This window comes from Phaeobacter sp. JH20_29, from assembly GCF_048056175.1.
GTDB classification, from domain to species: Bacteria; Pseudomonadota; Alphaproteobacteria; order Rhodobacterales; family Rhodobacteraceae; genus Phaeobacter; species Phaeobacter bryozoorum.
Genome location: NZ_JAYMWO010000022.1, coordinates 187,404 through 199,842, shown reverse-complemented (window position 1 = coordinate 199,842; position 12,439 = coordinate 187,404). Strand labels below are relative to the sequence as shown.

The 12,439-nt window shown below is 59.5% G+C and carries 10 protein-coding genes; 4 read left to right on the top strand and 6 right to left on the bottom strand.

The features are described 5' to 3' along the window. Nucleotides 1-6: 6 nt before the first annotated feature. The gene (locus tag VWZ85_RS20395; protein WP_035262952.1) at nt 7-204 is read right to left on the bottom strand and encodes a hypothetical protein; all 198 of its coding nucleotides are present in this window, start codon (nt 202-204) and stop codon (nt 7-9) included. A gap of 298 nt (nt 205-502) precedes the next feature. Further along, nucleotides 503-757 carry a helix-turn-helix domain-containing protein gene (locus VWZ85_RS20390; protein WP_260063292.1) on the bottom strand — a complete coding sequence of 85 codons (255 nt, stop codon included), beginning with the start codon at nt 755-757 and terminating at the stop codon, nt 503-505. A gap of 247 nt (nt 758-1,004) precedes the next feature. Between VWZ85_RS20390 and VWZ85_RS20385 the strand changes: the two genes are divergently transcribed. Together VWZ85_RS20385 and VWZ85_RS20380 are read left to right on the top strand one after the other, a co-directional pair. After that, nucleotides 1,005-1,601 (top strand): DUF6088 family protein, encoded by a 597-nt coding sequence (locus VWZ85_RS20385; RefSeq protein ID WP_260100805.1) that lies wholly within the window; start codon nt 1,005-1,007, stop codon nt 1,599-1,601. Between the two features lie 2 nt (nt 1,602-1,603). Beyond that, the gene (locus VWZ85_RS20380; RefSeq protein WP_260100806.1) at nt 1,604-2,611 is read left to right on the top strand and encodes a nucleotidyl transferase AbiEii/AbiGii toxin family protein; all 1,008 of its coding nucleotides are present in this window, start codon (nt 1,604-1,606) and stop codon (nt 2,609-2,611) included. A gap of 74 nt (nt 2,612-2,685) precedes the next feature. Here VWZ85_RS20380 and VWZ85_RS20375 read toward each other — a convergent pair whose 3' ends face one another. Both VWZ85_RS20375 and VWZ85_RS20370 read right to left on the bottom strand, forming a co-directional pair. Continuing rightward, nucleotides 2,686-3,549, bottom strand: coding sequence for a hypothetical protein (locus VWZ85_RS20375; RefSeq protein ID WP_416589500.1), 864 nt, complete (start codon nt 3,547-3,549; stop codon nt 2,686-2,688). Between the two features lie 428 nt (nt 3,550-3,977). Then, a complete protein-coding gene (locus tag VWZ85_RS20370) occupies nt 3,978-4,760 on the bottom strand; it encodes a hypothetical protein (RefSeq protein ID WP_416589499.1) in 783 nt (260 codons plus the stop codon). Nucleotides 4,761-5,118: 358 nt separating this feature from the next. Between VWZ85_RS20370 and VWZ85_RS20365 the strand changes: the two genes are divergently transcribed. Both VWZ85_RS20365 and VWZ85_RS20360 read left to right on the top strand, forming a co-directional pair. Beyond that, nucleotides 5,119-8,445, top strand: coding sequence for a glycosyltransferase family 2 protein (locus tag VWZ85_RS20365; protein ID WP_416589498.1), 3,327 nt, complete (start codon nt 5,119-5,121; stop codon nt 8,443-8,445). Nucleotides 8,446-8,448: 3 nt separating this feature from the next. Then, the gene (locus tag VWZ85_RS20360) at nt 8,449-9,570 is read left to right on the top strand and encodes a glycosyltransferase family 2 protein (protein ID WP_416589497.1); all 1,122 of its coding nucleotides are present in this window, start codon (nt 8,449-8,451) and stop codon (nt 9,568-9,570) included. 29 nt (nt 9,571-9,599) lie between these two features. Here VWZ85_RS20360 and VWZ85_RS20355 read toward each other — a convergent pair whose 3' ends face one another. Together VWZ85_RS20355 and VWZ85_RS20350 are read right to left on the bottom strand one after the other, a co-directional pair. Continuing rightward, nucleotides 9,600-11,216, bottom strand: coding sequence for an AMP-binding protein (locus tag VWZ85_RS20355; protein ID WP_416539074.1), 1,617 nt, complete (start codon nt 11,214-11,216; stop codon nt 9,600-9,602). Nucleotide 11,217: 1 nt separating this feature from the next. Next, nucleotides 11,218-12,378, bottom strand: a complete 1,161-nt coding sequence (locus tag VWZ85_RS20350) for an acyl-CoA dehydrogenase family protein (RefSeq protein ID WP_416546418.1) — start codon at nt 12,376-12,378, stop codon at nt 11,218-11,220. Nucleotides 12,379-12,439: the final 61 nt, after the last annotated feature.

Genomic DNA, 12,439 nt, shown 5'->3' with positions numbered 1-12,439 from the left:
CTAAGGTCACTCGGTGACCGGATCTTCATCGCGGCGCGGGAAGGCGACCATTTCGACATCGGGGAACATGCTGTGCTTGACGTTGATCGAGGTGATGTTGCCGCTGTCGTCGGTGTTCACGAAGAGGACGCCGCAGCGGTCCCAGAAGTTCTTGCCGTCTTTTTCGCCGGATTTGACGTTCAGTTTCAGAGTTTGAGTAGCCATGTTTTGATCCTCACTTTGAGTGTTTCGATGAACATGACCAAAGCTGGCACCAAAGGGCTGTCAGCGAGAAACTTGCCTCGCGAGGAATGCGCTGGCGCAGGGGAATTTTCTTGTTGAAGCGGGGCTTGCACTGCGTCTGCTCCGGCTGCCCGCTTATGTTCAGCAATCAGAAACACGGCGTTGAGGATCTGAGTTCGGCACTCACATACTGAACGGAGTCGTCATGCTGCGCCACAAGAGCTGAGGACCAAGAAAAACCGCTGCGGCTTAATGGCGGTCACTCCGTCACTGCGGGGCTTCAGTCGAATATGTTGTCAAAATCAGATGCAGTGCCCTTGCTGCGTGTTCTGACCAAAAGCTCTAGGTCGAGGGCTGCCAACAGCGCCAAGATCGTGTCGAGCTTTGTACCGCCCCGCCCGGCCTCAACTTTCGATATCGTTTCCTGCCAAACACCGCTGCGCGTGGCGAGATCGGCCTGCGTTAAGTTTTTCTCTCGACGAGCCTGACGGATCGCATGTCCAAGATCTCGGGGAATTCGAACGAAGTTCTTCAAGCCTGCCTCCAGCGCCGCCTATGATGCCTAGATCATAGATCCTATATATGATCTAAAGATCATAAACGTAGCAGTCTAGCCCACGACAACTTACGCTGCAGCGTAATTTTCCTACTTTTGCGCTGTAGCGTAAATTTCGCACCCGTTCTCCTTTTTGCCCTATGCCAGTTGCACCTACCGAGGGGTTGTTCCATGGTCCGTTGACTTTCAGAAAAACATACCATATTTTCTGACAAGGAGTTCGAACATGATTACGTCAAACATCAAGCAACGCATCATCGGAAAAGGTCGCGGCGCAATCTTTGCGCCGACCGATTTTCTCGACATCGGATCCCGCGCAAGCGTAGATCAGGCCCTGTCACGCCTTGCTGATCAGGGTGTGATCCGCCGACTGACGCGGGGGCTGTATGACTACCCGAAGAAGAGCCCGCGCTTCGGATTTCTGTCGCCTTCCGCCGATGACATCGCAAAAGCTGTTGCTCGAAAGGACGGTCAAATCTTACAACCTTCTCCTTCGATGGCTGCCAATCAGTTGGGCCTTTCCACTCAGGTACCATCCAAGCCGACCTATATGACCGACGGCCCAACCCGCACCAAGAAGGTTGGACGGCAAGTCATACAATTCCGCAAAGCATCTCCCAAAACATTGGTCGGCGCAGGACATAAGACTGGGGTTGTCTTCCAGGCGTTGCGTTATGTCGGCAAGGACCGTGTGGACAGTCAAATCGTCGACCGCCTTGCACACGCACTGGACGACAATGATCGGAAGCTCTTGGCAAAGCAAAGTAGGCACGTCCCTGCATGGATGCACCCCGTCGTGCAACAAATTGTTGCACACGCTTAAGCATGGAAAATTTCGCTAACGACGCACCTGAACTCAGAGATGAAGCCTTTCAAGAAACTGCAGCGCAGCTTGGAATGTCGAAGGCAATCATCGAAAAAGATTTCTGGGTTTGCTGGTCCCTAAAGCAGCTCTTTGCACTACCATCTTTTGGCGAGCAAATGATCTTCAAGGGCGGAACATCCCTGTCCAAAGCCTACGACGTGATCCACCGTTTCTCTGAGGATGTGGATCTCTCGCTAGACCGCGAACAACTCGGGTTTGTGGGCGACCGTGACCCAGAAGATCCGGACCTATCGGGCAAGAAGCAGAAAAGGTTGCTTCAGGAACTGGAGGAAGCGGCGAAAGAAGCCGTCGGAGGCCAACTGCTGGCCGAGATTCAAACAGCGTTTGGCTCCAGTCTAGAACAAAACTTCACGCTATCGGTCGACCCAAGTGACCCGCAGACCATTCTCTTTGCCTACCCTACGTTGGCGAAAAGCGATGCAGGCTATGTCAAACCGGTTGTACGCTTTGAGTTCGGTGCCCGTGGCGTCCAGCTGCCTGCCGAGCAGATCGACATTACACCATACCTGAATCAGGCTTTCCCCGATCTTCTGGCAGACGGTCTGGTCGGCGTGAAAGTGTTGGGGGTCGAGCGCACATTCTGGGAGAAAGCCACCATTTTGCATATGCTTTTTCATCAAGATGCAACCAAACCCCTCGCCGATCGCATGTCCCGCCATTACTACGATATGGCGCAGCTGATTGGGCATGAAGCCAAAAAGCGTGCCCTCGAAAAGCTTGATTTGCTGACCCAAGTCGCTCATCACAAATCGGTATTCTTCAAATCCGCCTGGGCAAACTACGACGAGGCCAAGCCCGGTTCTTTGCGCTTGACCCCAAACGCCGATCTCACTGTCGCTCTTCGAAAAGACTATGCCGGGATGCGGGAAATGATCATCGGTGACGCACCAACCTTCGATGAAATCATTGCAATGATCGAGACCTTCGAGACCGAGATCAACAGCTGACCAGAGGACGCAAATTCTCAACGGCGTTGCCCTGAGTTCAAGCGCACAAAACGCACTGTTCACCCCGATCCTTTTCACGCCTGCAGCCCCGCAGCACGAACCTGTTCGGGCGTCACCAGCTTTGAAGCAATCAAATCCTCGATCTGCCGGTTGGTGATGTGGCGGCACAGGGGATGACGCTCGTGGATCCATTCGGCAAGGCTGGCGCGCCCTTTGGCTTTGGCCTCTCGCGCTTTCTCTCGGTCAGCCTGCACCTGGGCAAGCCCCTTCTCCCATCGGCGCATCTTGAACCAGTTGTCCGAGAAACAGACCTTGCTGCGCGTGTAGCCGTCGCTTTCCTTGGCATAGGCTTTAACCGCCTGACGCAGGTCATCGGGCTCCACACCGGCTTTCACAGCCGCTGCAATCAGGCGCAGACTGGTCCGCCGGTCTCGGATCCTGTCTTCGGGATAGGCCGCCAAGATCTTCTCAGCTTCAAGATCTTCAACCTCCTCCGCCGCCTCGCGCTTGCGCGTAGGTGGTTTATGGATGGTTTTAGGATGGTTTGGGGTCCACCGTGAACCCCGTACCCCGTTCACCCTGGACCCCGTACCGGGTTCAGGCTGGACGGGGTTCACAGTGACCCCCGTCTCAATATCGGGCTCAGCCGTGGGTTCGAGCGCGGCCACGCGCTCCAGAACAATGCGGTAAATGACGGTGTAGCCATTCTTGCAATGTCGCCGCCCCGTCTCGATCAGAATGCCTTCGCGCAGGAAGTCGATGATGGTGCGCTTCACCGTGCTCTCGCTGAGCTCTGTGTGGCGCTGAATCGTACCTTTGGAGCACCAGATTCCTGAGCCATCATCGCTCGCCTTGTCGGCTAGGAACATGATGATCTGTTTGCGTGCGGCGCTGCCAAAGCGGCGCTCGGCACATTCGTTTGCGATACGCCAGCTCATTGGATCACCTCACCGGTCAGAGGCCATGAAAAAGCGGACTGAGCGTTTGCGGTGCGGCGCTGGCCTGTGCTAATATGCTTCGAAAGCTGACTGGCTTTTTCTATTTGGCCCCGGTTCACAGTTGCCGCTGTGACGGGGCCTTTTTCGTTTTGAACCGGCGAATTTGGCTTTGAAACTTTCGCTTTTTGTTCACTTTTTGTTAGGGGGTGTTTTGCACCCTTAAGCCGTTGTTTTCGCTTATGCTCTTTCTGGATTGCAAATCCGTGTACACCGGTTCGATTCCGGTACTCGCCTCCAGACGTCAGATTTGACAGCGCGATGCGCGACAGCTTTGACTGTTTTGCTCCCGTCGCCTCTAAAGGCGGATCTGGCACTTCCCTCCGGGCGTTCAACTGAACTCATCGGCACTGCGCCTGCCCCCCCCCGGATCAGGCCGATGTGGATGTCGGCACGCGCTGCCAATAGGCGGGACCGCAGGCGTTTTGTTCCAGAAACCGATAGCGGGCCGTTCGGCGGTCCGGGCTCAGGTGGACCTCCGGTGCGCTGCGGTCTTCGAAACGGTAGGGCAGCACCGAGCGCAGCTCTTGGGAATGCTCCTCAACTGCCCGGATCACCCAAGGCCGCGTGAACATGACCTCCCGTGTCGCCTCCTTGGGGCGCTGAAAGCCCTTGGAGGCCGGGAAGCTGATCTCCCCCTCGATCACAATGCCCAATGATCCGAGGAAATCGCGGTAGTCTTCCGTCAGACGTTCGACCCGGATGATGTGATCGGCGACACAGACACCGTTCACGGAGTAGACATCGAAATCCTGCGGCCAGCGACCGTCGTTGACAAATCTCTTGAAGCGCGGCTCAACCGGGCGTTCGGGGCGCCTGTTTCCCTTCCAGAAGAATGACGAGATCGCCTTTTCCCACGGGTTCCGCTCGGTGCAAACCACATCATAGTCGACGATCTGCTCGCCATATACCCGCAGCGCATCGCTGTATCTGGAATGGTTCTGCAGTTCGATGGTCTCGCCGGAATTGATATTCACGAATTGTGGGTTTTCGATCCGCGCCGCACAGTCGCCGCGGTGATATTCCTCGCGCGGGCGCAGCCTGGTGATCACATCCTGTGGCCCGCAATAGGCGCTAATGGCCAGCTCGATCGAGCTGCCCGCGGTCTTGCCGGGCTTGACGTAAACAAAGTTGTGCTTGTGGCTTACAATCATTTGAACGCGCCCTGAAGGTAGGTTATCGTCCGCTTATGACATGTGGGGTCACCTCAGGCAATGATCGCAAGCAGATGGTCAAGTGGCTCCGGTAGTTAGATAAAAACGAGTTTGAGGACGTGCGGGTGGCCTGGGCCGTCCCTGCTTAATCAGAGGGGCTTTGGTGGCGATACGCCCCTTCGCGAACCTCTCGCAGTCACGAGGATGAGTGTCGAACAGGGCATTGCCGGACAGAAAACCGTTTTGCAGGCTCAGCTTTGCAGCTGGCAGCGGTCGCGCGTCGGATCTCGCGGCCCCGGACGGTAGACCAGCGCCCCTTCGACAGTCCCAGAATAAGAATGAAGCAGTGCGCAATACTATGTCTGACCTCCCGGTAATCGCCTCCCTCTGGATTGGTGGCAATCTCAGCTATCTTGAGCAAACCTGTCTGAAATCCTTTGCCGATCACGGGCATCGCACGCTGCTCTATACCTACGAGACGGTCGACAACTGCCCGCCGGGTGTCGAGCTGATGGATGCAAACCGGATTTTCCCGGCGTCGGATTTTATCCGCCACAAGGTCTCCGGCTCCCCTGCGGTTCATGCCGACGCCTTTCGCTACAAGATGATTTCCATGCAGAATGTGATCTGGGTGGATGCCGATGTTCTCTGCGTCAAACCCTGGGATTTTCAGGACCAATGGGTCTTTGGCTGGGAAAAACCGGGACGGCTGGTCTGTAATGCAGTTCTGGGATTGCCCCGGTTTTCGCGGACGCTACAGCGGTTGAACACGTTCTGCGAAAACGAATACCCGATCCCGCCCTGGGTCAAGGGCGAGGAACGCGCGGCCCTGGAAGCGGCTCATGCGGCTGGCAACCCGGTCCATGTCTCCGAATTGAAATGGGGCGTCTGGGGGCCGTCGGCGCTGACCTATTTCCTGAATGAAACCGGTGAGATGGCGCATGTGAAACCGCAGATGGCCTTCTTTCAGATCTCTTTCAAAGAACGCCGGAACCTGCTGTCACCGGGCTATACCGTAGAGAAGAAGATCGACGAGGGCTGCTATGGTGTGCACCTGTGGAACCGTCGGCTGAGCCGACGCCTGATCACCCATGAAGGCGGCATTCCTCATCCCGACAGCTATCTCGGCCGCGCGCTGGTCCGGCATGATATCGACGCCGCCGCCGCACCGATCCCGGACCGGCCCCCACAGGGCAAACCCACACAGGCCGAACTTGCCAAAGCCGCGGCTGCAACCGCAAAAACCCCGGCTCCGGCGCCACGGGCAGCAGCACAACAGACCGCGCACCCCCTGCTCAAAATGCCGCTGGATCGTCTCACGCAGAGCGCCCATTACCAGCGGGCGATCGACAATCTGGAGCTGCGGACCGAAACACTCGGGGATCGCCTCACGCCGCTGGCAGAGCCGGTTTCCCACGACAATATCCTGATCCTCACCTCGATGAAGAACGAGGCCCCGTTCATTCTGGAGTGGATCGCCTATCACAAGGCAATCGGGGCGAAACACTTCCTGATCTACACCAACGACTGCCGCGACAATACCGATGCGATGCTGGACCGTCTGGCAGAACTGGGGCTGGTCACCCGCGTTGACAATCCCTGGGATCCGGCCTCCGGCAAGAAGCCCCAGCATGTCGCGCTGGAGGACGCCATGAGACAGCCTGCCTTCAAGGCTGCGGATTGGGTTCTGACCATTGATGTCGATGAATTTGTGAACATCCATGTCGGTGACGGCAGATTTGCCGATCTGTTCAGGGCCGCTGGCGATCCGAATGTGATCTCCTTTACCTGGAAATTCTTCGGCAATGGCGGGGTTGGCACCTATGAAGACCGCCCCATTATCGAACAGTTCACCCGCTGCGCGCCCGAGTTCATCCCAAAACCCAGGCTTGGCTGGGGGTTCAAGAGCATGGTGCATAAATCCGCGCCCTACACCAAGATAGGCGTTCACCGCCCGCTGAAGATCGACAACGAAGACAACGTCTCGCAGGTGCGCTGGGTCAACGGGTCCGGGCGCGTCATGCCTGATATGCTGCTCACCAACAACGGCTGGCGCTCCACCAAACGCTCGCTTGGCTATCGGATGGCGACACTGAACCACTATGTGCTGCGGTCGGCCGACAGTTTCCTGGTGAAACGGGATCGTGGGCGGATCAACCATACCGAACAGGATCAGGGGATCGACTATTGGGCGCGCCGCAACTACGCCTCGGAAACCGACGGGCGGATGCTCAATCGCCTGCCGATGATGCGGGCCGAACTGGGTCAGCTGATGGCGGATCCGCAGCTGGCACGCCTGCACAAAGAGGCCGTGCAATGGCATAGGGCCAAAATCGACGATCTGAAATCTCAGCCGGAATACGCTAATCTATATGAAAACCTGACCGAGGTCGCGCGCCCGGATGCGATCTACCTCACCAAGCTTGAGGATCAGGCCGAGGCAGGCACCCCGGCAGGTGTGCAGATCCCCGAACCGGAGGCGCTGCTGCTCTCTCCCGCCCAGATCAAGGCCAAGACCCGGCTGCTGAAAGAGATGGTGCAGGGCAAGATCCGCGTTGCGGACCTGAAAACACGCGAGGCCGAGCTGGGAGCCGATATCGATATCGCCGACCTCGCCCAGAAGATGCAGCGCCCCTCTGCGCCTGCCGTCGTCGCGCCTGCCCCGGCACCTGCCAGCCGCGTGGTCACGATCGCGCCGGCCGCTACCAATGCCCAGATCAAAAATCAGGGCGCCCTTGATCGTTCCGCCGTCAGGCGTCCGGACGCGCCGGACAGCGCCCAACCGATGACCGGTGATGCACGGTTCACCGACATGCGTGCCCATGCCGCCCAGCGTGCCGGCTTCTTCTGGGAGGACAAGGACAACGCGCTGTTTTACGAGCCTTCTGGCAAGCGGCTGGTGGTCAGCTTCGACAATATCCATGTCGTCCAGCAAAAGGAGGGCCAGCGCTGGCCCTGGGGTTACAAGCTGCTGTCGCAGACCATGGGCTGTTCGGTGCTTGGCGTGATCGGCGCCAAGCGGAACTGGTTCCGTAACCCCTTCGTGCATGACAGCTTTGACCAGCTGCGCGACAGCGGCTTCTTTGCACAATTTGACGAGGTTCTGTTCTATGGCGCCTCCATGGGGGCATTTGGCGCACTCACCTATTCGCAATGCGCGCCAGGCTCCAAGGTCTTTGCCATCGCGCCGCAGACCACGCTCGACCGTCGCATCCTGCCGGATGACAACCGCTGGGGCTGGACCGCGCGTCTGGATTGGGAGGACCGTTATGCGGATGCAGCGCAGGCGACCCAGTCGGCAGAGGATGTCGTGGTCCTGTACGACCCCTATTTCGCGCCGGATGTGGAACAGGTGAACCGGCTCACAGGTGACAATATCCGCAAGATGAGGATGCCGTTCTTCGGCCACCAGCTGCCGCAGGCGCTGGCCAATATGAACATCCTCAAACCGATGCTGAACGAAATCTGCGAGGGCCGTTTCACCTCCCAACGGTTCTACCAACTGCTGCGCGCACGCCGCGACCTGCCCCGATACCAGCACGACCTCCTGATGAAGGCCGAGGAGAAAAACCACAGGAAACTGGCCATTCAGGTCTGCGAATACACGCTGAAGAAACGCAATGCGAAAAACATTCGCAACTCGCTGGAACGGCTGCGTGCCGAACTCGCCGAGGCAGAGGGCTAGGTCATGACAACACGCCCCGCAAAGACGGCTCAGCATCTGATCATCACCTGTATGAAAAACGAAGGCCCCTTCATCCTGGAATGGGTCGCCCACCACCGCGCCCTCGGGTTCGATCATATCCTGGTTTTCACCAATGACTGCGACGACGGCACTGTCGAGCTGCTCGATGCGCTGGCGGCCCGTGGCTATGTCACCCGGATGGACAACCCCTATCAGGAGATGGGCAGCGGCTATAATCCGCAGAAAGGTGCGTTGAAATTCGCAGAAGGTCTTGATCTGGTCCGGGAGGCCGAGTGGGTTCTGGTCTCTGATGTGGATGAGTTCGTGAACATTCACGTTGGCGACGGCGACCTCGACAGCCTTTTTGCTGCCACCGGTGATCCAGACATGATCTCGATGCAATGGCGCCTGTTCGGCAACAGTTTCCGCGATTCCTATGAGGACGTGCTGCTGACCCAGCAGCATACCTATTGCGCGCCCAAATATTGCCCTGCCCCGATCCAGGCCTGGGGCATCAAAACCCTGTTCCGAACGCGAGGGGACCATGTCGCCGGAGGCTATGACCGCATTGGCGTCCACCGTCCGCTGAAACGGCGCATAGAGGGGATGCCGAATTGGGTGGCAGGCACGGGAAAACCGGTGCCCGAGGATATGGCCGATCAGGGCTGGCGTTTCGGCATTCGCGACCACGGCTACGACATGGTGACGCTGAACCATTACGCCGTACGCAGCACCGAAAGCTTCCTTGTCAAACGCGACCGTGGCCGGGTGAACCATGTGGAGCGCGACCAGGGGCTGGCCTATTGGATGCGCATGAATTTCAACATGGAACAGGATCTCACCATACAGCGCCGCCTTCCGGCAACGAAAAAGGAACTGACCCGGCTCAAACGGCTCAAGGGGATCAAGGCGCTGCATGACGCTGCGGTCACCGCCCACCGCAGCAAGATCACCGAGCTGATGGCGCGCGACGACATGAAGGCCTTCTACGAAGAGATCTCCTCGGCAAAGCTGACGCTGCTTTCACGGCATCTGAATTTCGTCTCCCGTGCCCAGTTCAACGATGGCCCGGACGCAATCTCTCCCGACCTGATACGGCGGCTGGAACAGGTGCCTGTCCTCTAGCAGCCGGAGCCCCGAGGCGGATCCCTGCGCTACTCCGCTTTCAGGCGAAACCGCTGGATCTTGCCGGTTTCGGTTTTCGGCAGGGCGTCGATGTAGACGATATCGCGGGGGTATTTATAGGGCGCGATGGTCGCCTTGACGTGGTCCTGAAGCGCCTTGGTCAAAACATCCGACGGGCTGCTGCCCTCGGCCAGCACCACATGCGCCTGCACAATCTCTCCGCGCGCCTCATCCTTGGCGCCAATGACCGCGCATTCGGCCACCGCCTCATGCGACAGCAGCGCCGCCTCAACCTCCGGGCCTGCGATATTATACCCGGCCGAGACAATCATATCGTCATTGCGCGCCGCAAAATGCAGATAGCCATCAGCGTCCATCACGAAACTGTCACCGGTGATGTTCCAGCCATCGCGCACATAGCTGTCCTGACGCGTATCCGCCAGATAGCGACAACCCGTCGGCCCCTTGACCGCCAGCCGGCCAACCTCACCGCGCGGCGCCTCTTTGCCCTCCGCATCCAGGACCCGCACCTGATACCCCCGGACCGGCTTGCCAGTACAGGCCGGGCGATGATCGTCGAACCGGTTGGAGATAAAGATATGCAGCATCTCCGTCGCCCCGATCCCATCCAGCATCGGTTTGCCAGTCTGCGCCATCCAATCCTCATAAACCGGCGCGGGCAGCGTCTCGCCCGCGGAAACGGCCGCCCGCAGCGACGACAGATCGGCCCCCTCCTCCATCGCGCGCAACATCACCCGATAGGCGGTTGGCGCGGTAAAACAGACGGTCGCCCGGTATTTCTCGATAATCTCGATGAGATTCGGTGGCGAGGCATTCTCCAGCAATGTCGCCGCCGCCCCGAACCGCAGCGGAAAAATCGCAAGCCCGCCAAGACCGAAGGTAAACGCCAGCGGCGGCGAGCCGACAAAGATATCTTCGGGCGTCACGCCCAGTACCTCCGCCGCATAGCCATCCGCAATCATCAACAGATCACGGTGGAAATGCATGGTCGCCTTGGGCGCGCCGGTGGTGCCCGAGGTAAAGCCCAGCAGCGCCACATCGTCCCGGCCCGTGGCCACAGCCTCGAAACTCACCGGCTTTTCCAGCGCCAGCCGGTCCAGCTCGGCATCATGGTTGGAGGTGCCATCAAACCCCACAACGGACGTCAGATATGCCGAGGTCTTGGCGCAGCTCACCAGCTCCTCCATCAGCCGCGTATCGCAGAGCGCATGGCTGATCTCAGCCTTGTCAACGATCTTGGCCAGCTCCCCCGTCCGCAGCATCGGCATGGTGTTCACAACCACCGCCCCCGCCTTGGTCGCTGCCAGCCAGCAGGCCACCATGGCCGGGTTATTGGCCGAACGGATCAGCACCCGGTTGCCCGGCTTCACCCCCAGATCCTCGACCAGAACATGGGCCAGCCGGTTGGTCCAATCGGCCAGTTCCTTGTAGGTGCGTCGCCGCCCGTTGCCGATCAGGGCGGTATTGTCGCCAAATCCCCTGGCCACCATGGCATCGGTCAGTTCGACCGCGGCATTGAGCCGCTCGGGGTAGTCGAACCCCTCCATCAGGAACTCCGGCCACTGATCTGCCGGCGGCAGGTTATCGCGGGTGAATGTGTCGATATGTGCGCTTGGTCCCAGCATCTCAGCCCCCTTTTTGAAACGCGGAAATCGCCTGACGGGCGATCACCACACGCTGCACATCCGAAGCCCCCTCGTAGATCCGCAACGCTCTGATATCGCGATAGAGTTCCTCGACCTTCTGGCCCTGCCGCACGCCGTCACCGCCATGCAGCTGTACCGCCCTGTCGATGACCTGCTGCGCCTGGTCGGTAGAAAACAGCTTTGCCATGGCGGCCTCGCGGGTGATCCGCGCCGCGCCGCTGTCCTTGGCCCAGGCGGCGCGGCAAACCAGCAGGGCGCTTGCATCCACATCCAGCGCCATGTCGGCGATATGGCCCTGTACCATCTGCAAATCCGCCAGCGGCGCGCCCTGCACATGGCGCGTCGTCACCCGTGCCAGCGCCTCGTCCAGCGCCCGGCGGGCAAACCCCAGCGCAGCCGCAGCCACGGTGGAACGGAATACATCCAGCACCGACATCGCAATCTTAAAGCCGGCCCCCGCCTCCCCCAGCAGGGCGCTGCGCGGGATCCGGCAATCTGTGAACCTCAGCCTCGCCAATGGATGCGGCGCCAGTGTCTCCAGCCGCTCCACCACCTCAAACCCCGGCAGGCCCGCAGGCACCACAAAGGCCGAGAGCCCCTTCGCCCCCGGTCCCTCGCCGGTACGGGCAAACAGAGTATAGACATCGGCAATCCCGCCGTTGGAGATCCAGGTCTTCTCCCCGTTCAGAACGTAATGATCGCCATCCAGCGTCGCGGTCATGGTGGAATTCGCCACATCAGACCCCGACTGCGGCTCCGTCAGGGCAAAGGCCGCGATCGCCTTGCCCGAGCGGGTCAGCGGCAACCACTCCTGCTGCTGTGCCGCGCTGCCAAACAGGGAGATCGCCCCGGTCCCCAGCCCCTGCATCGCAAAGGCGAAATCCGCCAGACCGTCGTGCCGCGCAAGCGTTTCGCGGATCAGGCAGAGCGTGCGCACATCCAGCGCCTCTCCGGCCATGGCGCCGGAATGCTGCGTCCAGCCGCCTGCACCAAGCGCCGCAACCAGCGCCCGGCAGGCCGCGTCGGTATCGCCATGATCGATATCCGCCAGCGCCCCGGCGGCCCAGCTCTCCAGCTCCTCCGCCAGCGCCCGATGGCGTTCTTCGAAAAACGGCCAGCTCAGAAACGTCCTATCCGCCATATCGCTCCTCCCGGGACAGGGCAGCGCCTGTCATCTTTCCCCAAATACTCCCGCCGGAGGC